The organism is Ruegeria sp. HKCCD7181 (assembly GCF_057221055.1).
This window is the reverse complement of record NZ_JBWVBC010000003.1, coordinates 81,400-102,881: the sequence shown is the minus strand read 5'-3', so window position 1 is coordinate 102,881 and position 21,482 is coordinate 81,400. Positions and strand designations below refer to the sequence as shown.

Annotated in this window: 24 protein-coding genes; 3 read left to right on the top strand and 21 right to left on the bottom strand. The window is 57.6% G+C overall.

Annotated features, from left to right (window positions below):
* Positions 1-95: 95 nt before the first annotated feature.
* From AC2TCY_RS07250 to AC2TCY_RS07240, 3 genes are all read right to left on the bottom strand, one after another.
* Positions 96-1,655 carry a trimethylamine methyltransferase family protein gene (locus AC2TCY_RS07250; RefSeq protein WP_480846491.1) on the bottom strand — a complete coding sequence of 520 codons (1,560 nt, stop codon included), beginning with the start codon at positions 1,653-1,655 and terminating at the stop codon, positions 96-98.
* 120 nt (positions 1,656-1,775) lie between these two features.
* Positions 1,776-2,468 (bottom strand): HAD family hydrolase, encoded by a 693-nt coding sequence (locus tag AC2TCY_RS07245; RefSeq protein WP_480846490.1) that lies wholly within the window; start codon positions 2,466-2,468, stop codon positions 1,776-1,778.
* A gap of 19 nt (positions 2,469-2,487) precedes the next feature.
* Positions 2,488-2,772, bottom strand: a complete 285-nt coding sequence (locus AC2TCY_RS07240) for a DUF3572 domain-containing protein (RefSeq protein ID WP_480846489.1) — start codon at positions 2,770-2,772, stop codon at positions 2,488-2,490.
* Positions 2,773-2,861: 89 nt separating this feature from the next.
* Here AC2TCY_RS07240 and AC2TCY_RS07235 point away from each other — a divergent pair, with 89 nt between their 5' ends.
* On the top strand, positions 2,862-4,262 hold the full coding sequence (locus AC2TCY_RS07235) for a diguanylate cyclase (protein ID WP_480846488.1): 1,401 nt from the start codon (positions 2,862-2,864) through the stop codon (positions 4,260-4,262).
* Between the two features lie 7 nt (positions 4,263-4,269).
* Here AC2TCY_RS07235 and AC2TCY_RS07230 read toward each other — a convergent pair whose 3' ends face one another.
* Genes AC2TCY_RS07230 through AC2TCY_RS07215 form a run of 4 tightly spaced genes read right to left on the bottom strand, consistent with a single transcriptional unit; the run spans position 4,270 to position 6,174 of the window.
* Positions 4,270-4,743 carry a periplasmic heavy metal sensor gene (locus AC2TCY_RS07230; protein ID WP_480846487.1) on the bottom strand — a complete coding sequence of 158 codons (474 nt, stop codon included), beginning with the start codon at positions 4,741-4,743 and terminating at the stop codon, positions 4,270-4,272.
* On the bottom strand, positions 4,740-5,093 hold the full coding sequence (locus AC2TCY_RS07225; protein WP_480846486.1) for a hypothetical protein: 354 nt from the start codon (positions 5,091-5,093) through the stop codon (positions 4,740-4,742). Before AC2TCY_RS07225 ends, AC2TCY_RS07230 begins: the two co-directional genes overlap by 4 nt.
* Positions 5,086-5,700 (bottom strand): RNA polymerase sigma factor, encoded by a 615-nt coding sequence (locus AC2TCY_RS07220; protein WP_480846485.1) that lies wholly within the window; start codon positions 5,698-5,700, stop codon positions 5,086-5,088. The genes AC2TCY_RS07225 and AC2TCY_RS07220 overlap by 8 nt, the downstream gene beginning before the upstream one ends.
* 6 nt (positions 5,701-5,706) lie before the next feature.
* A complete protein-coding gene (locus AC2TCY_RS07215; protein ID WP_480846484.1) occupies positions 5,707-6,174 on the bottom strand; it encodes an EF-hand domain-containing protein in 468 nt (155 codons plus the stop codon).
* 223 nt (positions 6,175-6,397) lie between these two features.
* Here AC2TCY_RS07215 and AC2TCY_RS07210 point away from each other — a divergent pair, with 223 nt between their 5' ends.
* Positions 6,398-6,796: a DUF983 domain-containing protein gene (locus AC2TCY_RS07210; protein WP_480846483.1), complete on the top strand. Its 399-nt coding sequence runs from the start codon at positions 6,398-6,400 to the stop codon at positions 6,794-6,796.
* Entirely contained in the window at positions 6,793-7,494 is a 702-nt protein-coding gene (locus AC2TCY_RS07205) for an NUDIX hydrolase (RefSeq protein WP_480846481.1), read from the top strand. Before AC2TCY_RS07210 ends, AC2TCY_RS07205 begins: the two co-directional genes overlap by 4 nt.
* A 4-nt stretch (positions 7,495-7,498) precedes the next feature.
* On the opposite strand, the gene AC2TCY_RS07200 is transcribed toward AC2TCY_RS07205, so the two are convergent.
* The 14 genes from AC2TCY_RS07200 to nuoG form a co-directional block, all read right to left on the bottom strand.
* The gene (locus AC2TCY_RS07200; RefSeq protein ID WP_480846480.1) at positions 7,499-9,166 is read right to left on the bottom strand and encodes a ribonuclease J; all 1,668 of its coding nucleotides are present in this window, start codon (positions 9,164-9,166) and stop codon (positions 7,499-7,501) included.
* A complete protein-coding gene (locus tag AC2TCY_RS07195; RefSeq protein WP_480846479.1) occupies positions 9,163-9,942 on the bottom strand; it encodes a type III pantothenate kinase in 780 nt (259 codons plus the stop codon). The genes AC2TCY_RS07200 and AC2TCY_RS07195 overlap by 4 nt, the downstream gene beginning before the upstream one ends.
* Before the next feature lie 11 nt (positions 9,943-9,953).
* Positions 9,954-10,703 carry a biotin--[acetyl-CoA-carboxylase] ligase gene (locus AC2TCY_RS07190; protein WP_480846961.1) on the bottom strand — a complete coding sequence of 250 codons (750 nt, stop codon included), beginning with the start codon at positions 10,701-10,703 and terminating at the stop codon, positions 9,954-9,956.
* Positions 10,704-10,757: 54 nt separating this feature from the next.
* Complete coding sequence (gene nuoN / locus AC2TCY_RS07185; protein WP_480846478.1) at positions 10,758-12,200, bottom strand: NADH-quinone oxidoreductase subunit NuoN; 1,443 nt, start codon at positions 12,198-12,200, stop codon at positions 10,758-10,760.
* Positions 12,201-12,215: 15 nt separating this feature from the next.
* The gene (locus AC2TCY_RS07180; RefSeq protein WP_480846477.1) at positions 12,216-13,757 is read right to left on the bottom strand and encodes an NADH-quinone oxidoreductase subunit M; all 1,542 of its coding nucleotides are present in this window, start codon (positions 13,755-13,757) and stop codon (positions 12,216-12,218) included.
* Positions 13,757-15,943 (bottom strand): NADH-quinone oxidoreductase subunit L, encoded by a 2,187-nt coding sequence (gene nuoL, locus AC2TCY_RS07175; protein ID WP_480846476.1) that lies wholly within the window; start codon positions 15,941-15,943, stop codon positions 13,757-13,759. Before nuoL ends, AC2TCY_RS07180 begins: the two co-directional genes overlap by 1 nt.
* A gap of 6 nt (positions 15,944-15,949) precedes the next feature.
* On the bottom strand, positions 15,950-16,255 hold the full coding sequence (nuoK, locus tag AC2TCY_RS07170) for an NADH-quinone oxidoreductase subunit NuoK (protein ID WP_005984024.1): 306 nt from the start codon (positions 16,253-16,255) through the stop codon (positions 15,950-15,952).
* A gap of 51 nt (positions 16,256-16,306) precedes the next feature.
* Positions 16,307-16,711, bottom strand: coding sequence for a hypothetical protein (locus AC2TCY_RS07165; RefSeq protein WP_480846475.1), 405 nt, complete (start codon positions 16,709-16,711; stop codon positions 16,307-16,309).
* Positions 16,711-17,313 carry an NADH-quinone oxidoreductase subunit J gene (locus AC2TCY_RS07160; protein WP_170400321.1) on the bottom strand — a complete coding sequence of 201 codons (603 nt, stop codon included), beginning with the start codon at positions 17,311-17,313 and terminating at the stop codon, positions 16,711-16,713. Before AC2TCY_RS07160 ends, AC2TCY_RS07165 begins: the two co-directional genes overlap by 1 nt.
* On the bottom strand, positions 17,310-17,720 hold the full coding sequence (locus AC2TCY_RS07155; RefSeq protein ID WP_480846473.1) for a carboxymuconolactone decarboxylase family protein: 411 nt from the start codon (positions 17,718-17,720) through the stop codon (positions 17,310-17,312). Before AC2TCY_RS07155 ends, AC2TCY_RS07160 begins: the two co-directional genes overlap by 4 nt.
* Positions 17,717-18,211, bottom strand: coding sequence for an NADH-quinone oxidoreductase subunit NuoI (gene nuoI / locus AC2TCY_RS07150; RefSeq protein WP_480846471.1), 495 nt, complete (start codon positions 18,209-18,211; stop codon positions 17,717-17,719). Before nuoI ends, AC2TCY_RS07155 begins: the two co-directional genes overlap by 4 nt.
* 1 nt (position 18,212) lies before the next feature.
* Entirely contained in the window at positions 18,213-19,250 is a 1,038-nt protein-coding gene (gene nuoH / locus AC2TCY_RS07145; protein ID WP_480846470.1) for an NADH-quinone oxidoreductase subunit NuoH, read from the bottom strand.
* A complete protein-coding gene (locus AC2TCY_RS07140; protein WP_480846469.1) occupies positions 19,243-19,386 on the bottom strand; it encodes a hypothetical protein in 144 nt (47 codons plus the stop codon). Before AC2TCY_RS07140 ends, nuoH begins: the two co-directional genes overlap by 8 nt.
* 71 nt (positions 19,387-19,457) lie before the next feature.
* The gene (gene nuoG, locus AC2TCY_RS07135; protein WP_480846468.1) at positions 19,458-21,479 is read right to left on the bottom strand and encodes an NADH-quinone oxidoreductase subunit NuoG; all 2,022 of its coding nucleotides are present in this window, start codon (positions 21,477-21,479) and stop codon (positions 19,458-19,460) included.
* Positions 21,480-21,482 lie beyond the last annotated feature (3 nt).

Sequence of the window (21,482 nt, the reverse complement as noted above, 5' to 3'; positions counted from 1 at the left end):
CTCGATCTGATCTCAAAAATCTTAACAAACACCCAAGATTCACAGGCAAATGCTGCAAATGCTACCCTGTTTTACTCCGATACTTTCATCACCGTTCAGAAATCGGTAGGCGCGCCACCTTCGGCTTTGCGGCGAGCAACGAAATCGGCCAGTTCCTCGCGGATACCATCGTCGATTGGAGGCGCCTCAAAGCTCCCGATGATCTCTTTGAACATGTGATGCGCACGTTCGGCGGTCCAGATACCACCGGCAGCTTCCCATCCTTCGTAGTTTTTCCAGTCACTCAGAAATGGCTGGTAGAACGCAGTGCTGTATCGATCCTGCGTGTGTTGGATGCCGAAGAAATGGCCGTCGTTACCGACCGAACGGATAGCATCCAGAGCGATCTCGTCCGGACCGGTCGCAACCAACTCAGGGTCCATATACCTTTGTATTTGCTGAAGGACTTCACAATCCATGATAAACTTTTCAGGGCTGGCGATCAGCCCGCCTTCCAGCCAGCCAGCAGCGTGGTAAACCATATTGGTTCCAGACTGCACTGCCGCCCAAAGGGAATTCGACGTCTCCCAGACCGATTGACCGTCAGGTACGTTGGCAGCGCAAACGCCAGACGAACGCATGGGCAAGCCATAAAAACGGGCCATCTGCCCGGTCATCTGGGTCGAGCGCATATACTCGGGTGTCCCGAAGGCAGGCGCACCCGATTTCATATCCACATTGGACGTGAAGGTTCCAACGGCACAGGGGATACCCGGGCGTACATATTGAAACAAAGCAATCGCACACAGCGACTCGGCCAAAGACTGCGCGACTGCCCCGGCCATCGTCACCGGTGCCATCGCGCCCGCCAAGGTAAAGGGAGTCACGACAATCGCCTGGCCGCGCCGCGCCAGGCGAAGACAGCCGTCAATCATCGGATGATCATGCTTCAGCGGCGAGGTCGAGTTGATATTTGTGTACAGGCGCGGTGAGGCCTCGAATTCTTCGTGACTCAACCCACCGGCGATGCGCACCATCTCCATGACATCTTCGACACGCTCCTTGCCAAGCGAGTAGGCATGCATGGCCTTGTCGGTTAAGGTCAGCTTGTCATACAGCACATCCAGGTGACGGATGCTGGCGTGGATATCAACGGGCTCGACCGGATAACCGCCAGCAAAGTGGATACAGTTGAAATACTGAGTCAGCTTCAGAAGGTCCTGGCACATCCGGCGATTGCCGGGAACCTTCTTGCCGATCTCCATGTCCCAGTAATTGGGAGGAGAAGAAACGTTTCCGAACAACATGTTGCGGCCACCGATTGTAATCTGACGATCCGGATTACGCGGTGTGATCGTAAAGCTCGACGGTGCTTTGGCCACCATCTCCATCACGAAATCACGGCCCATACGAACATTGTCACCGTCGATCGTGCACCCTGCTTCGCGCAAGATACCGATGGCCTCTTCATTGTAGAATTCGATGCCAATCTCTTCGAGAATACGCATCGCGCCATCGTGGATCGCTTCGATCCCCTCGGGGCCCAGAGGTTCAGTCGGCCGGTCAGTGTTGACGGGTGGATTCCACGGCATCTGTTCGATCACGGTGGTGCCACGTCGGGCAGCCGCTCCAGCGCGGCCACCACCGCGGCGCCGAGAAGTCTTTGTGTCGGCCATTGTGTCCTCCGGCTCCTGCTTTTTTACAAGCAAGCCCCGAAGAATGGCGGCTGGCCGCTCTATATGCGACAGGTTTTGTCGTTTTTGTGGCTCAAAGCGACGATATTCAATGCCGTGACGTTAATGGGCGGACAACCAGCCGGGTATGTGCCCGATATCCGGCAGCACCACATCAGCCAATGGCTCCAGCGTTTCGGCTGGGGCAAGTCCGGTCAGAACTCCGATCGTGACCATACCTGCTGCCTTTCCAGCCTCAAGATCGTGGCGGCTGTCCCCGACCATGGCTATGCGCGCAGGGTCGATATCCACGTGATTGGCAAAAGCCAGCAACTGTCCGGGTCCGGGTTTGAACCCATGCCCGCTGTCGTAGCCGGCAACAAAATCGAAATGGTCCTGAATCCCAACCGAAGCCAAATGCTCGAGCGTGGGCATCTCGGCATCGTTGGTGGCAACCCCAAGCTTCAGACCTGCACTGCGCAATCCTTCAAGAAATGGCGCCAGTGGAACAGCGGGAACCTGTCGCGCCCCGGCGGATGCATTGTTGAGGATGTCCACGATCTGCGGATGGGAATGATTTTCCAGGTGGGGAACCAAAACTTCTGCAATCTCATCAACAGTTTGTGCGATGACTACACTATCGGTCTCATATCGTTCCTCGACGATATCAAAACCGATAGCACGCCCGATTTCTGCCGCCCTTTCCTGGTTTCCATCGGCCAGCGACAGCACAACTGTCCGTCCGAACGCACCCCATGTTGCAGCAAATTCAAAAAGTGTGCCGTCCTTGTCGAACACGAGGGCGTCAATTGGCATGGCTGAAATCTCCTGCAGATTAGGTCCAATGCATCTCCGATTCCCCGGACAAAATCGCACGGGCCTGCCCCGGAAGATCATAGGGAACGGATTTGGCGTCACAAAAAGCGATCACCCACGAATCGTCAAGCACCAGAAAATCAAGAACGGATGTCAAGAACTCTGCCTCTCCTGCTCGATCTCGCAGATCTTGTACCGAAGCCCCTGTTGCACCCAGAAAAACCGGCAACAGTTCGTCATTTTCTACAAGCCAAGTCAGGACATTAAGGGCAAGCGTTTCGGCAGAATTGGCAGAGATCGGCATTAATTGGTCTCGGATTGGAACATGGAAAGGGTTTGTTAACCAGAGTCATAAACACTTTGGCAACACGCGCAATCTAACGGTGAATGGCTATGTCCGTGCAAGGTACCGTACTTGTTCTCGACGGGGTTTCGACCAATCGAATCATGCTCAAGGTCCAGTTGACCGCAGCTTGGTATCAGGTCGTTCAAGGTGAGAAGTTGGATGGCTTGGCGGCGCTGTTGCGACGAACACGGCCCGATTTGGTGCTGACCGCGCACAGCCTGCCAGACGGAACTGCTGTAGACGTCAAAAAACTGATGATGAAGAATCCGGCGCTGGTGGATGTACCTATTGTCGCTATTGTGCCGCAAAACGACAAGGCGGCGCGGCTTCAGGCGCTAGCGGATGGTATGGACGATGTACTTGCACACCCGTTCAAGGATACCCTGCTTTTGGCCCGCGTGCGCAGCCTGTTGCGGGCCCGTGCCGATCGGCAGGACATGCGGTTCAAAGGCGATCCGCAATCCGTCGGATTTGGCGAACCGGCGGCATCACTGATCGCTCCTCCTACGGCTGCCCGAGTTGCGGTTCTTGCCCAAACCGCCCAAGTTGGCGCCCTGTGGCGCAACGCGTTGGCCGACGGGGCCCGTCACGACATTGCATGCCATACCCAACCAAATCTGCACAGTGTACTGTCCGGAGCGACCCCAGATGCGATCGTCGTTGAACTTGGAGCCGATGCCACAGGGCTGAACGTTCTGGCCGATCTTCGATCTCGGGGGGCCACCCGCCACACTGTACTGATCGGTGTTCTGAAGGATCACAACGCCAGCCTCGCCGCCGAGGCTTTGGATCGGGGAGCCAATGCAATTTGTATGGGCGGTTTCAGCGCAGAAGAAATCTCGCTTCGGCTTGATGCACTGATTGCACGCAAAACGCGTGACGACCGTTTACGCGCCTCGATGCGCGAAGGGCTAATTGAATCCCTGACAGATCCCTTAACCGGCCTGCATAACCGACGCTATGCTATGCGCGCCATGGACCAGATATCGAACCGATCACTCCAGTCCGGGCAAAGTTTTGCTGTCATGTTAGCAGACCTGGACCATTTCAAATCCATCAATGACCGATTTGGACATGCCGGCGGCGATCTTGTTCTGGTCGAGGTCGCGAATAGACTGCAATCCACCCTTGGCAATGCTGGCTTTGTGGCCCGCATAGGTGGAGAGGAATTCATGGTCGGTCTGCCGGACACCTCACAAGAGCAGGCATTGCGGCTGGCCGACGTGATCCGTGATTGTGTCAGCAGCGAACCGTTCCACCTGCCCAACAATCCGGCGTCGATACCGATTACGATCAGCGTGGGTATTAAAATTTGTGAGCCACCAGAATTGACTTGGCAGAACGATGCTGATCCGGTCGGGCAAGTGATCCGCTCCGCAGATCAGGCGCTTTATGCCGCAAAACAAGCCGGGCGCAATCAGGTTAGAATCCGTAAAAGCGCAGCGTGACTGGAATTTAGTGATCCTTCTTCTTCCGGTGCGGGCCCCGCTTTACCACGTCTTCCAACTTTTCGGCGTATACCAGACGATCTTCATCGCTCATCGCTGTCACACGGGCCAACCATTCCTGATGCAGTGCATCCTGCAAGTCAGCCGTCACCTGTGCTTGTTGCTCCAGCAAAACCTCAACCGCAACCGGATCAAAGGGCACGGTGCGCAACGCAGAACTCAGAGCGCCAAAGTCCTGGGTCCGTGAGTGCGAGCCTTTGCTGCGCATCGCTGACAACTGCCCACGTAACGCCTTCTTGTCAGCTTTGGGCAATGCGTAATACAGCGCAGGGCCGAAACCTGGTGGAATTCGTGCCTTATCACCGCCTTTGAACCGCAAAGCGGTACCAAGCACAACGCCAACAACCAGCAGGTTTACCGCCAGAGAAAGCACAAGAAGGATCGGCATCCATCTGCGCTTGGGTGCAGGGTTGTCACTCATTCCGTATCCTCCAGATAGTCCACTTCCAAATTCAGGTCGGCCACCAGAAAAGTCGTCTCTTGCGAGAGCAGATAGTTCGCGGGGTCAGGCAGAAACGCCGGCGCCGAAAACCCGATCCAAACACCGGCAGCGCTGGCGGCTGCAAGCCCGCTAAATCCGCGCCAGCCTCCGATATTGTCCAACGCCCGTCGCCAGATCGACCGCGCAGGCCGTGTTGAAGGCGCAAGACGCTGTAACCGCACAGCCTCGGCATCGGTTTCGATCCGAACCGCCAGAGCATCAGGCAGCGTCGGACGATGCTCACGGGCCTGAGCAAACAGATGATTCAGTTCGTCGTCATGTTCAGCCATTTTCGTACCCCAGTTCATCTCGTCGCCCTGCCAAAATCGTGGCCAAGGAGCGTTTCCCCCGCGCCGTCAGGCTCTCGACCGCTTCGACCGAAATCCCCATGATCCCAGCGATTTCCGGGTTGGGTAATTCTTCGATATGCCGAAGCACCACAGCCTGACGTTGCCGATCGGGCAATTGCTCCAACGCGACTTGCAGAGCATCCTTGCGCGCGGTGTCCTGCATGCGATCAACGACGCTCGCCGTTGTATCGATTGGTTCGAGCCCATCCTCGAGCGTATCCGGTCGTTTCTTGCGCCGCAGGTCCACGCACAGGTTCAACGTCACACGATACAGCCACGTGGAAACCTGCGCCTGTCCCGGCACCCAGTCCGGGGCCATTTGCCACAACCGCATCATCGCCTCCTGAGTGACATCTTCGGCCTCGGCCGCGTTTCCCAGCATCCGCAGTGCAACGGAATAACTTCGCGGTCCCAGCCGATCCGTCAGCAAGCGGGCCGCCGAGGCGTCACCATTGGAAAACCGGCCCAGCAATTCTGCGTCGCTGAGCCGCCGCACGGCAGTAAGATCGCCGTGCGCATGGGGCGGATAGGAGGTCAGGTCCTCCATCCTGCATCAGTTGCTGTCAGTGTTCGATTTCCCATGCCGCTTGTGCTTGCGCCCCATCCGGTCCTTTGCATCCGCATATTCCTGTTCCGAGATCGACCCGTTTCCATCGGCGTCGATACGTTCAAACATCTTGGACATCTTACGCGGTTTGGGCAATTCATCATCGCTCAGAAACCCATCCTGATTGGCGTCATATTTTTCAAACATCGCAGCAACGCGCTCATTGGCCCTGGCCTGTGCAGCCGCCTGCATTTCATCAAGGCTCAGCTGCCCGTCGCCATCCTTGTCAGCAGAGGTAAACTTTGCTTGACGGTGGGCCGTGATCTCAGCCTCGGTCACCTGGCCGTCACCATTTGCATCAAGTTCCTGAAAGGTGGCAGGTTCGCGATCTTTGGGGCCTTTGGCCAGAACAGACGTGCCGGTCACTGCGACAGCAGTCAGGACAATAGCCGAGATAAAAGTTGCATTTTTCATTACAATGTTCCCTTGATTTAGCGGCTCTGTGCCGCTGCTGATACTTCTTAAAACGGGGCTCCAACGGAATTCCGTCGCAGCTATTCAATTTTTCTTGCCCTACTTTCGAAATAGATCTGAATCCTGTTATGGTCGTGCCAAGACGCCGCAAAGCGACGCACCCCCTTTCCCAGAGGGTCGGTCAACCGCTATACCGGCCAGATCTGAACGCGCGAGTATCCAAATGACAGATCAGACCATCGACACCGCCCTTGAGGACGAGCGTCCGACAAAACCTGCGATCCTCCGCGGGTTTCGGTGCAAATGCCCCAACTGCGGCGAAGGCAAGCTGTTGCACAGCTACCTCAAAGTGAATGACGAATGCGCCAATTGCGGGCAGGAGTTGTTTCACCACCGAGCAGATGATGGCCCGGCTTACCTGACCATTCTGATTGTCGGGCACCTTCTGGCGCCGGCTCTGCATGTTTCTTATGTGAATTGGCGACCGGACCCCTGGACCATGGCAATTGGGTTCTCTGTGGGGTGCGTGGCCCTGTCGCTGTTTCTGTTGCCCCGCCTGAAAGGCGTCGTCGTGGCCTACCAATGGGCGCGCCGTATGCACGGGTTTGGCAAAGCCGCATGACCGTCGACAAGACCGCAATTCGTAATGCCGCGACGGTGATCGTTCTGCGAGATCGGCTTGACGACCCGTCGATCCTGATGGGCCAGCGCGGAGCTGCTGCGGCTTTCATGCCGAACAAGTTTGTATTCCCTGGCGGCGCAGTAGATGCCACCGACGCCGAAATTCCTTTGGCAGCCCCTTTGCCGGATGTCTGCTTTGAACGATTGTCCGATCGGGCCGATCCCGGCCTGGAGAACGCGCTGGCGGTCGCGGCAATTCGCGAATTATGGGAGGAAACGGGCCTGATCCTCGGACAGCCAGGACGTTGGGATGGCGCGGCGCCAGAGGATTGGCAGAGCTTTTCTGCGATGGGTTTCGTACCTTCGGCAAACGCTCTGCAATTTGTTTTTCGCGCCCTGACACCCCCCGGACGTCCGCGTCGTTTTGATGCGCGGTTCTTTCTGGTCGATGCGGACGCAGTACAGGGCGATCTGGATGACTTCACTCACGCTTCGGACGAGCTGTCCCATCTGCAGTGGGTGAAAATCCGCGAGGCGCGTAATTTCGATCTGCCCTTTATCACCGAAGTGGTTCTGGCCGAGATCGCCGCCCGCGCGACTGAACATGAACCGCCACAGAGCGTGCCCTTCTTCCTCAACAATGAAGAAGCAAGCCTGTTCCTGCGGCTAAAGGGATTCCCGATGCCGCAGGAAGGTTAAGTCATTACCGCATCCGGCTGATCACTGCGGTGACTTCGGGTTTCTTGCCCAGCTCGACTTTGACGCTTTGCCGCACAATCCGGCGCAGAGCCTCTTCCAGCTTGTCGTCGTCGCGCAACGTCTTCGCGTCGGCGCGCATCAGAAACTGATTCAGATCTTCTTCCAGAATATCAACGATGGACGCACGGGAACCGCCCAGTTCCGGCAGGCCGATCGTATCGCACCAGGGTTCACCCAGCGGTTCGTCTTCCTCGTCCAGTATGACCGTGACCGTAACGTGGCCATTCAGCGCCATGCGAATACGGTCCCGGACAACGCCGTCCAGCGCACCTATCTGGACGGTTCCATCCAGATAGGTCCGTCCCGTTTCAATATAATCAACGACTGTCGGCGCGTTACCCGTCAGATCCAGCATGGTTCCATTCACAGCGAGGATACCAGTGCGCCCGCCAGCCTCGGCCAGCTTGGCGTGCTCGCGCAGGTGCCGGTGTTCACCGTGCATCGGGACAACCATCTGTGGATCGATCAGCGCATGGACCCTCTCAAGATCCGGTCGGTTGGCGTGACCCGAGACGTGATAGAGGCCCGAGCTGTCATCGACAACATCCACCCCCTTTTCACTCAGTTGGTTCATGATGCGGATCACGCCGCGCTCGTTGCCGGGAATGGTTTTGGAGGAGAACAGGAACAAGTCGCCCTCTTTTGCCTCAAGCCCCCTATATTTACCGCGGGCAAGCTGCGCACTTGCTGCGCGGCGCTCACCCTGACTGCCGGTGACAATCAGCATCAGGCTATGGCGCGGTGCATCCACGGCCTCTTCCGCGCTGATCACGCGCGGGAAATCGGTCAGGATACCCGTCTCAGTCGCGGCTTCGATCATCCGTCGCATGGCGCGACCCAGCAACACGACCGATCGCCCTGCCCGTTGTCCGGCCTCGGCCAGTGTTTTTACCCGCGCCACGTTTGAGGCAAATGTGGTCGCTATCACCATGCCGGTGGCTTCCTGCACCAGTTTCGTAATCTCAGGTCCGACTTCGGATTCCGATCGACCCGGGTGGGTCGAGAACACATTAGTGCTATCACAAACCAGCGCTTTGACGCCGGGTTTCGCGACTTCGGCCCAAAGGTCAGGATCAAACGGTTCGCCGACCAACGGCTCGGCATCCAGCTTGAAATCGCCCGTATGCATGACACGGCCCGCAGGCGTATCAATGACCAAACCCGCGCTTTCAGGAATTGAGTGTGAAACGGGCAGGAAGCCAACGGTAAACGGCCCCGCCTTGACCTGCTCGGGCCAGGCCGAAGCCGTCCGCACTGCCTCGGTCGGGTGGCCGTGTTCCTCCATCTTCCGACGGGCGATATTGGCCGTGAAAGCGCGGGCATAGATCGGTGCACCCAGCGATTGGTAGCAATGTGCGACAGCTCCAACATGGTCTTCGTGCGCGTGCGTGACAAAGATCGCCTCAAGCTGATCAGCACGTTCCTTCAACCAGGTGATATCGGCAAAGATCAAATCAACACCGGGAGAGCTGTCCATATCCGGGAATGCGACCCCGAGATCGACCAGAATCAGCCGTTCCTCGCCCGGTTTTCCGTAGCCATAGACATAGGCGTTCATGCCTATTTCACCTGCACCGCCAAGCGGCAGGTAGATTAGTCGTTCATTGCTCATGTTGAGCCATTTTCCTTGTTATAGCGATGGATCACGGTCAGTCCGTGCATCGTCAGATCGTCTTCAAACGCGTCGAACAGATCGGCGGCCTGCTGAAAAAGCGGCGCCAATCCCCCCGTCGAAATTACTTTCATCGGCACCCCGGATTCGCCCTTAATACGGTCGCAAATCTCTCGCACAAGGCCGACATAGCCCCAGAACACACCGGATTGCATGCATTCGACCGTGTTGGTGCCAATCACCTTTTGCGGTTTCGAGATGTCGACATGCGGAAGCGCCGCCGCCGCCAGATGCAGCGCCTCAAGGCTCAGGTTCACGCCCGGCGCAATCACACCCCCCACATAGGCACCGTCATGCGCCACCACATCAAATGTTGTGGCAGTGCCAAAATCCACGACAATCAGATCTCCGCCAAATCGATCGAACGCGCCGGCGGTGTTTACCAGCCGGTCCGGTCCCACCTGAGTACCTTCGTCCACGCGTGGTTTGAACGGAAGCAGTGTTTCGGGTTTGCCCACGACAAGCGGGCGACAGCCAAAGAACCTGTCAGCAAACACTCGCAGATTGAACACCACCCGCGGCACCGTAGACGAGATGATCACGTCAGTGATGTCTGCCTCGATCCCGTAATGCTTCACCAACGTCGAATACCAGGTAAAATAGGCGTCCGCCGTCCGGGAATGATGGGTTGAGGTGCGTAGCGTGCACAGAAATTGCTCGCCATCCCAGATTGAGAAAACGGTATTGGTATTGCCGCAATCAATCGCCAGAAGCATCTGCGCCTCCTTCAGAAATACACATCCGCCGCTGGTATACTGACGCGGCCTTTTGCGGTGTTTAGGACAAGGTTACCGCTCGCGTCCACCGTTTCGAAGGTGCCCACCGTCTCCGACGCGGCGGCACGAGCGGTGATAACCTCTCCCAACCGGGCTGCGCGAGACAACCAGGCGGTTCGGATGGGCTCGAAACCATAGGTGGTAAACTGCGTTTCGTACCGGGCATAGGCCGCAGCCAGCTCGGTCAGAAAATCCTCGGCGGTTACATGGGCGCCGGTTTCTGACAGTAGGGACACGGGCCTGACAGAACCGGGTTCAACAGTATCGGCGCCGGGAGCTTCGGTCAGATTGACGCCAATGCCGATAGCCAGATGCGAAACACCTCGCCCCTGACCGGTGCTTTCAAGCAGAATTCCGGCCAGCTTGCCACCGTTCAGCAAAACGTCGTTCGGCCATTTCAAGGACAATCCCGCCGCCCGACCAGTAACCGCTATACAGGCGTCAAACAAAGCCAGAGCAGCCACAAAGCTGCGCAATGCGGCCTGCTCCGGGTCCCCTTCGGGTCGCATCAACAAGGTAGCCGCAAGGTTGCCCTTGGGATTGACCCACGCCCTGCCCCGTCGCCCACGCGCCGACGTTTGATGATGCGCCATGATCCACACCGGACCGGTGGCTGTGGGCGCAATCCGTGCGGCTTCGCTAAGGGTACTGTCAACTTCCTGCAAGACGTGCAGGCCGTATCCCGATGGCCAATCGCTCATGTCAAAAAGGCCCGGTCGCGCGACCGAGCCTCCCTTTTCTGCAAGCATTCAAGATCAGTTGACAAGCGTCGTCGCCGCGGCCGCGGCCGCGCCTTCGATACCGAACTGATAGAATACACCGATCAACATCAGCGCTGCCGATCCCATCAATGCGCCCCACAGAACAGGCGATGACCGGGTTTCGATCGGGTCTTCGTTCTCGGCCCCGAAATACATGTAGAACACGATCCGCAAATAGTAGAACGCGCCGATGGCCGAGGCGATGGCCGATACAACGACCAATCCGGTCAGACCCGCATCCACACCAGCTTGCCAGACGCCGAATTTGGCGAAAAAGCCCATCATCGGCGGAACACCAGCCAAGCTGAACATTAGGATCAGAAGGGCCAGAGCTTTGCCTGGGTCGCGTTTCGAATACTGCCGCAGGGCGTCGATATCCGTCACAGGCTTGCCGTCGCGCTCCATCATCAGGATGAAAGCGAAGGTGCCGATATTCATGGTCACGTAGATCGCGAGGTACATCAGCATCGCCTTGACGCCCATTTCCGTACCTGCCGCCAGACCAATCAGCGCATAGCCCATATGGGCAATCGACGAAAATGCCATCAGTCGCTTAATGTCGCGCTGTCCAATGGCCGCAACCGCGCCCAATAGCATCGACAGGACCGAAAGCAGGACGATCACCTGTTGCCAGTCTTTGACAACACCGCCAAAGGCGTCATGCAGCACACGGGCGAACAGTGCCATCGCCGCCACTTTGGGAGCGGTGGCAAAGAATGCGGTGATTGGTGTGGGCGATCCCTCGTACACGTCAGGCGTCCACATATGGAACGGTACGGCGGATACTTTGAATGCCAGTCCCGAGATCAGGAAGACCAGACCAAACAGCAAACCAATCGAGATGTCGTCCTGGTGCACTGTCTGGATGATGCCTGAGAACAGCGTGGTTCCGGTAAAGCCGTAAACCAGCGACGCACCGTATAACAGCAGTCCCGAACTGAGCGCACCCAGAACGAAGTACTTCAGGCCCGCTTCGGTCGATTTCGCGCTGTCTCGGCGCAATGCGGCTACCACGTAAAGGGACAGAGATTGCAGTTCCAAGCCCATGTACAGTGACATCAAATCGCCTGCACTGACCATCATCATCATACCGACAACTGCCAGCGCCACGAGCAGCGGGTATTCAAAACGCAGCAGACCACGGCGCGCCATGTATTCCTGGCTCATGAGCAGAACGGCGGCCGCAGACAACAGGACCGCAACTTTGGAAAACCGTGCAAAACCGTCATCCACGAACATGCCGTTGAACGCCACGTTTGTGCCGTCTCCATTTGTTGCGATCCAGATCGCAAGCAGTGCCATCAGCCCCGCAGTTGCCCAAACCAAAACAGGCGCCAACCCGTCTTTGGTGGTGTAGACAGCCCCGATCAGCGCCGCCATCGCATAGATTGCCAGAACGATTTCCGGCAGGATTACAATCAGATCAGCCTGGATCATGTCTCCAAAGCTCCCTTAATGCGAGGCGACCTGGTTCGCGGCCTCAGCCGCGGCCAGAGCCGTGTCGTAGTTCGAAATCAGCGCCGTAGTCGAATTCCCGATCACATCGGTCACCAGCGACGGGTAAACGCCCAGCAGGATCGTCATCACTATCAGCGGCGCAAAGATCAGCCGCTCACGTGAGCTCATGTCAGTAATGGCTTTCAGGCTTTCCTTGATCAGGTCGCCAAAGACAACTCGGCGGTACAGCCACAAAGCGTAGCCTGCCGAGAATATCACGCCGGTCGCGGCCACGGCCGTTACCCACGTGTTGACCTGGAACGCGCCCATCAGGGTCAGGAATTCTCCGATGAACCCGGATGTGCCGGGCAGGCCGACGTTGGCCATGGTGAACAGCATGAATACCAGCGCATAGGCAGGCATTCGGATGACCAGACCGCCATACGCCTCGATGTCGCGGGTGTGCATCCGGTCGTAGATCACGCCAACACACAGGAAGAGCGCTGCAGAGATAAACCCGTGGCTGAGCATCTGGAAGATAGCGCCGTCAATACCCTGCTGGTTCGCCGCAAAGATGCCCATGGTGACAAAGCCCATGTGAGCCACCGAGGAATAGGCGATCAACTTTTTCATGTCTTCCTGCACCAGCGCCACCAGTGAGGTGTAGACCACCGCAATCGCGGACATCCACAGCACCAGATCGGTCATCACCGCCGAGCCCACCGGGAACATCGGCAGCGAGAAGCGCAGGAAGCCATAGCCCCCCATTTTCAGCAGGATCGCCGCCAGAACAACTGAACCTGCAGTCGGCGCCTGCACGTGCGCATCCGGCAACCACGTGTGCACGGGCCACATCGGCATCTTCACCGCGAACGAGGCGAAGAACGCCAGGAACATCAGCGTCTGCATGCCCCCGACGATATAGATGCCCAGGACGCTAAACCCTTCCGACGAGAACTGATGGCTCATCAGCGCTTCGATATCCGTGGTTCCTGCGTCCGCATACATCGCGACCATCGCCACCAGCATCAGCACCGAGCCGAGGAAGGTGTAAAGGAAGAACTTGAAGCTGGCGTAGATGCGATCTTTGCCACCCCAGATGCCGATGATCAGGAACATCGGGATCAGACCTGCCTCGAAGAACAGGTAGAACAGCACCAGATCCAGCGCCATGAACACGCCCAGCATCAGCGTTTCCAGCAGAAGGAAGGCGATCATGTACTCTTTGACGCGGTCGGTGACCTGCCAGCTGGCCAGAATTGTCAGCGGCATGATGAAGGTGGTCAGAAGAACGAATAGAACGCTGATGCCGTCCACGCCCATCTTGTATTTCAGGCCCATCAGCCACTCGCCCTCTTCCACCATCTGGAAGCCGGTGTTTGAAGGGTCAAAGCCTGTATAGATGCCGATCGAGACCAGAAAGGTCACGGTCGTCGCAACCAGCGCCACCCATTTGGCGTTACGCTGAGCGGCTACGTCCTCGCCATGCAAGAACAGGGCCAGGATGCCTGCTGCGATGGCGGGGATGAAGGTGACAATAGATAGGATATTGTCCATTAGTGTGCGCCTCCGCCGATCGACATCCAGGTGATCAGGGCTGCGATGCCCAGAACCATCCAGAAGGCGTAAGTAAAGATGTAGCCCGTCTGCGCCTTGCCTGCGAGGCGGGTGAAGAAGGGTACGACGCCCATGGCAACACCGTTCAGGAAGCCGTCAATAGTACCGCCATCTCCGCGTTTCCACAGGAAGCGGCCCAGTGCCAAGGTCGGTTTGACAAAGATCGCATCGTAGATTTCGTCAAAATACCACTTGTTCTTGAGGAACAGGTACAGTGGGCGCTGGTTCTCGGCCAGCCGTGCCGGCAGCGAGGTGTTCACGATGTAGAACCAGTAGGCGACGATAAAGCCCAGCAGCATCGCCACAAACGGTGAAACCTTGACCCATTTCGGAGCCGCGTGCGCGTCATCGAGCACATGGTTGTCCGGCGCTATGTACAAGGCGCCCTCACCAGGCTGACCTGCAAAGACATAATGGTGCTCGCCACCGCTTAAGGTTTCTTCACCGTGAGACGCGGTTTCAGCGTGCCCATCGCCAGCAGAAGCTGTCTCGCCATGCCCATCGTCAGCATGAGCAGTGTCTGCTTGCGCTGTCTCCTCACCATGACCGGTGTCAGCCGCTGCGTGTTCGCCCGCCTCGGCATGAGCCGATGCCTCAGCCATCGGAATGCCGTAGAACTTGCCCACCTTGTCGGCATGGCCAAAGAAGTTGCTGTACCAGATCATACCCGAGAAGATCGCACCCAGCGACAGAACTCCCAGCGGCACCAGCATGGACATCGGGCTTTCATGGGCATGTTCGTGCGTATGCTTGTCGCCCCGTTCTTCACCGTAGAAGGTCAGGAAGATCAGGCGCCAGCTGTAGAACGAAGTGAACATCGCCGCGATCACCAGCATCCAGAACGCATACCCCGTACCGCCTGCATAGGCGCTTTCGATGATCGCATCCTTGGACAGGAAGCCGGCAAAGCCGAAGGTGGTCAGCGGGATACCGACGCCGGTAATGGCCAACGTACCGATCATCATCGCCCAGAAGGTATATGGAATCTTCTTACGCAGCCCGCCGTATTCCGTCATCTCCTGCTCGTGATGCATCGCGTGGATCACCGAGCCTGCCCCAAGGAACAACAGCGCCTTGAAGAACGCGTGCGTCAGCAGGTGGAACATCGCAGCCGAATACATGCCAACGCCAGCCGCGACGAACATGTACCCTAGCTGAGAACAGGTCGAATAAGCGATCACACGTTTAATGTCGGTCTGGACCAGACCCACGGTTGCGGCAAAGAATGCCGTCGACGCGCCAAGGAAGGTGATGAACCCAGTCGCACCAGGTGCGAACTCCATCAGCGGCGACATGCGGCAGACCAAGAAGACACCCGCGGTCACCATGGTCGCGGCGTGGATCAGGGCCGACACAGGTGTCGGGCCTTCCATCGCGTCCGGAAGCCACGTATGCAGGATCAATTGCGCCGATTTGCCCATCGCACCGATAAACAGCAGCACACAGATTACTTCGATCGCGGTCCACTCACCCCACAGGAAGGTCAGCTGCGTCTCGGCCAATGTCGGGGCCGATGCGAAAATGTCCGAGAGGTTGATGCTGTCCGTCAGGAAAAACAGCGCGAAGATGCCCAAGGCGAAACCAAAGTCACCCACACGGTTGACAACGAAGGCTTTGATTGCCGCGGCATTTGCAGACGGTTTACGGTAATAGAACCCGATCAGAAGGTAGGACGCGACGCCAACACCTTCCCAGCCAAAGAACATCTGAACCAGATTGTCCGCTGTCACCAGCATCAGCATGGCGAAGGTAAAGAAGGACAGATAGGCAAAGAAACGCGGCTTATAGCTCTCGCCTTCGCGCCATTGCGGGTCGTGATCCATGTAACCGAAGCTATAGAGGTGCACGAGCGCCGAGACGGTCGTCACCACGATCAGCATGATCGCAGTCAGGCGGTCCAGTCGGATGGCCCAGCTTGTCGACAGCGAACCGCTCTCGATCCAGCGCATGATCTCGATCTGCTGGGTGTGACCGTCAAAGGTGAAGAACACGATCCAGCTGAGAAGACAGGCTAGAAACAGCAGGCCCGTGGCAGTCCACATGGCGGCCTTCTCGCCAATGAATCTCCAACCGAACCCGCAGAGCAGCGCGCCCACCAGCGGGGCAAAGAGGATGGTGGTTTCCATATTCTCTTAACCCTTCATCATATTGACGTCTTCAACCGCGATGGTGCCACGGTTGCGGAAGAAGCAGACCAGAATGGCCAGACCAATCGCAGCTTCGGCCGCCGCCACGGTCAGCACGAACAGCGTAAACACCTGCCCGACCAGATCGCCGAGAAAGCTGGAGAACGCTACAAGGTTGATATTCACCGCCAACAGCATCAGTTCGATGCTCATCAGCAGGATGATGACGTTCTTGCGGTTCAGGAAGAGACCGAAGATGCCGATGACGAACAGCGTCGCCGCGACCGTAAGATAGTGTTCAAGTCCGATCATAACGTCCCTCGGCTTTTCGTCTTTGAGAAGCGTTTCTTCTGAAAACAAAGGCTATTCATCGCAAAGCCTCTCTGGAGCGATTCCGTTTTGAGCCCAGATATCACAACGCTTTCTCATTTGAAGTTCGTGGAATTGTTCGGGAGTGGAAGGCAACCTGTTCTTGTAACCTTCCTCGACAGCGCTCTCATACAATTGAACATCAAATCCCAAAAAATCATTCAGATTTGGTCGTTCCTTGTCAGGTACAATGCTGTCCAAACCGCGAAGGTTCGCATACGGAACCAGCATCCTGTCACGCCCGCTAAAACTGCTGTCTTTGCCAATAGAAACAGGGCTGTCGAATTGCTCATCCCATCCGACAACTTCTGCAAGAAAATAGAAAGTAACCTCTGCATGCGCTGCAAAGGAAAGCGCCAACCAGGCGGCTGGTGCAAACAGAATGACGCCAAACCGCATCACAACCCCTGCCCCGGTTTCACGTCCTTCAGCTCCATCGCCTCGGCCGGGTCGCGCATCATCTGGCCGACGATGTCCTGACGCTTGATGTCCTTGCGGTGGCGCAGCGTCAAAACAATGGCGCCGATCATCGCCACCAGCAGGATCAGGCCCGCCAGTTGGAACAGAAGGAAGTATTGATCATAAAGAATGACGCCGAGCGCCTCGGTGTTGTGGCGGTCAACCGGGACCGGCTGCGCCAGATTGGCCGCGGCACCTTGCGCGCTGTCCCATGCGCCAAAGGCCATGACAAACTGCATCAGGATCACCAGACCGATCAGCAAGGCCAGCGGCATATAGCGCGCCATCTCGGCTTTCAGCTCGGCAAAGTCCACGTCCAGCATCATCACCACGAACAGGAACAGAACCGCGACCGCGCCGACATAGACGATGATCAGCAGCATCGCGACGAATTCGGCCCCCAGCAGCACAAACAGTCCCGCCGAGGACAGGAACGCCAGGATCAGCCACAGCACCGAGTGCACCGGCTGGCGGCTGATCACCGTGAACAGCCCGCCGGTGATGGCGCTGATGGCAAACAGGTAGAAGGCAAAGACAGTCATTGATCCTCATCCTCGTTGTCGCCCATGGCCTCTTGCGCCAGTTCCAGCGCGCGGGTCATGGCCGGGATGCCGGCAAAGACCGACATCTGACCGATCGTTTCCACGATCTCTTGTTTCTTGGCCCCCGCCTCAACGGCGTGGCGCACGGTCTGGCGTACGGCGGAATCAGCCTGCGCGCCCTGACAGGTCAGCCCGGCCAGCGTCAGCAGCAGTCGGGTTTTGGCATCCAGCCCGTCTTTGTTGACGGTGTTGCCGAACATCATTTCCATGACCTCTTTGGGCATGGTCGGCCACAACGCCTCGAACCCCTTGGGCGAGAAATTCTCGAGCCCGGGGTTCATTGCCTTGGCCATCTCCTGTGCCTGCTGGAGCATCTGCTCAAATGGATTTTTGGGAGTATCGCTCATCTGTACGGTGCGTCCATTTCCAGGTTACGAGCGATCTCAGCTTCCCAGCGTTCGCCGTTGTCGAGCAGTTTTTCTTTGTCGTAGAACAGCTCTTCCCGGGTTTCCGTGGCGAATTCGAAGTTCGGACCTTCGACAATGGCATCAACCGGGCAAGCCTCCTGACAGAAGCCGCAATAGATGCACTTGGTCATATCGATGTCATAGCGCGTTGTACGGCGGCTACCATCTTCGCGCGGTTCGGCGTCAATGGTGATGGCTTGCGCCGGGCACACCGCTTCGCAGAGTTTACAGGCGATGCAGCGTTCTTCACCGTTGGGATAACGACGCAGCGCGTGTTCACCCCGGAACCGCGGCGACAGCGGACCCTTTTCGTGCGGATAGTTGATGGTGGCCTTGGGGGCAAAGAAATATTTCAGCCCCAGCTTCATGCCGACCCAGAAGTCTTGCAGCAGGAAGTATTTGGCCGCACGGGTATAATCGATATTTGCCATATCAGCCTCCTACGCTCCAACGGGCGAAGATGCCCCAGAACCATTCGAATTTCGCTGCAAAGGCCACAAACACCACCCAGGCCAGCGAGAAGGGCAGGAACACTTTCCAACCCAGCCGCATCAGCTGGTCATAGCGGTAACGGGGGGTAATTGCCTTGACCATTGCGAAGATGAAGAAGAAGAAGGTCATCTTGCCGACCATCCACAGTACGCCGTCAGGCAGGCCCGGAATGGGTGACAGCCAGCCGCCGAAGAACAACAGCGTGGTCAGAGCGCACATCAGGAAAATTGCAATGTATTCGCCCGCCATGAACAGCAGGAACATGGTCGCAGAGTATTCCACCTGATAGCCGGCTACCAGTTCCGATTCCGCCTCGGGCAGGTCGAACGGCGGGCGGTTGGTTTCGGCCAGCGCCGAAATGAAGAACAGGAAAACCATCGGGAAATGCGGCAGCCAGTACCAGCCGAAGAAGCCGTATCCGGTGTCCTGAGCACCTACAATAGCACCGAAATTCATCGACCCGGTAGAGATGATGACACCGATGATGATCAGACCGATGGAAACCTCGTATGAGATCATCTGAGCGGCGGAGCGCAGTGAGCCAAGGAAAGGGTACTTCGAGTTCGACGCCCAACCGCCCATAATCACGCCATAAACTTCCAATGACGAGACAGCGAAAACATACAGCACCGCAACGTTCAGATCGGACAGCACCCAGCCATCGTTGAACGGGATAACTGCCCAGGCGATCAGCGACAGAACAAAACTGGTCATCGGGGCCAGAATGAACACGGCCCGGTCCGCCCCTGCGGGAATGACCACTTCCTTGACCACATATTTCAGCGCGTCCGCCACCGATTGCAGAATGCCGTAGACGCCCACGACATTGGGGCCACGGCGCATCTGGACAGCCGCCCAGATTTTGCGGTCGCCATAGACAAGGAACAACAGCGAGATCATCACGAAGGCCACAACTGCAAGCACTTGTGCCAGGATGATGATCGCTATTCCGCCTGGGGTGTTAAAGAATTCAGCCATTGGTCCTCACACCGTGGGTATTCCGTTTTCCGCTTGCGTTGCGAAGGCCTTGTGCCTGCGCGAACTGCGGCTGGGTCGGCGCGTTGGTGTAAACAGCATCCGCTGCCAATACGCCACCCTTTTTGTTCAGTTTCATAAGCAATTCACCAACTGCGGCACCGACTGATCCGGCGCGCATACTGCTGTGCGATATGAAACAGGTTTGATTCATTCTGCCGCGATCTTTTCGGCTTTGCGGGCCTGGGCCTGCGCCGAAAGCTCGGCCATCAGTTGCGATGCACGGGCAATCGGGTTGGTCAGATAGAAGTCCTTGATCGCGTAGCAGAAGGATGCTTTGCCCAGTAACGCGGCCTGCAAGGGCTGCACCTCGTTCTCAGTCACGTCGCCGATGCGTGCCAGATGAGGCACTGCCTCGATCAGTGCCGTCCGAAGCTGCGCCAGTGAGTCGAAGGGAAGTGTTGCGCCCAATTCGGCCGACAACGCCCGCAGGATCGCCCAGTTCTCCTTGGCCTCTCCCGGAGCAAACCCAGCCCGCATCGCAAGTTGCGGGCGACCTTCGGTATTCACGAACAACCCGTTTTCTTCGGTATAGGCCGCGCCCGGCAGGATCACGTCAGCGCGGTGTGCCCCCCGATCACCGTGGCTGCCCTGATAGATTACAAAGGCTCCGTCACCGATTTCGACTTCGTCCGCGCCCAGATTGTAGATCACGTCAGCCGCGCTGACCGCTTCCATGCCCCCTTCGTTGGTGGCATCGACATCCATCGCACCAACGCGTGAAGCAGCGGTGTGCAGAACGATCAGGCCACTTTCGGTCTTTGCTGCAATCGCCTGCGCGGCAGCCAGAACAGCCGCGCCGTCGGCCTCTTGCAGAGCACCCTGCCCGACGATGAGCAGCGAGCGCTTGCCTTTGATCTCATCATCGCCGCCCATGTCGACGACACTTTGCAACGCTGCGCGGTCATCACCGACATGATGGTAGTTATAGGTCAAATCTACGGCGGGCCCGACCAGAGCCACTTCGGCCCCCTGGATCCAGGCCTTGCGGATGCGGGCGTTGAGGACCGGTGCTTCGTCGCGCGGGTTGGTCCCGATCAGAAGAATACGTTCAGCCGCATCGATATCTTCGATCGCGGCCGTCCCCACATATGCTCCGCGATTGCCCGCTGGCAGTTTCGAACCATCAGTACGGCATTCCACGACACCGCCCTGCCCTTCGATCATTTGTTTCAGAGCAAAGGCCGCCTCGACCGGGGCAAGATCGCCCACGATCCCTGCTGGCCTTTCGGCCCCTTTCAACGCGTCTGCCGCTTTGGTCAACGCCTCGGGCCATGTGGCCGGACGCAGTTTGCCGTTTTCGCGCACATATGGCCGGTCCAACCGCTGACGACGCAGACCGTCCCAAACGAACCGGGTTTTGTCGCTGATCCATTCCTCGTTCACGCCGTCATGGTTGCGTGGCAGAAAACGCATAACTTCGCGCCCCTTGGTGTCCACGCGGATGTTGGAACCCAAGGCATCCATAACATCGATGGACTCTGTCTTGGTCAGTTCCCACGGGCGTGCAGTAAAGGCATAAGGCTTGGACGTAAGCGCGCCGACCGGGCACAAGTCGATGATATTTCCCTGCATGTTCGAGTCGAGCGTCTGGTTTAGATACGAGGTGATCTCGGCATCCTCGCCACGCCCGGTCTGGCCCATTTGGGCGATACCGGCCACCTCGGTCGTGAAGCGCACACAGCGGGTGCAGGAAATGCAGCGTGTCATCGCGGTCGAAACAAGCGGGCCGAGGTTCAGGTCATCAACCGCGCGCTTGGCTTCCTTGAAGCGCGTACCAGACAGGCCATAGGCCATGGCCTGATCCTGAAGGTCGCATTCGCCGCCCTGATCGCAAATCGGACAATCCAGCGGGTGGTTGATGAGCATGAACTCCATCACCCCTTCACGGGCCTTCTTGACCATGGGTGAGTTCGTCTTGACCACCGGCGCCTGCCCTTCCGGACCGGGGCGCAGATCACGTACCTGCATCGCACACGAAGCCGCCGGCTTCGGCGGGCCGCCTACGACCTCGACCAGGCACATCCGGCAGTTCCCGGCAATCGACAGACGCTCGTGATAGCAGAAACGCGGCACTTCGACCCCAGCCTCTTCACAGGCCTGGATCAGGGTCATCGCGCCATCGACTTCGATTTCCTGTCCGTCGATATTGACTTTGCGGAGGTCAGACATCGT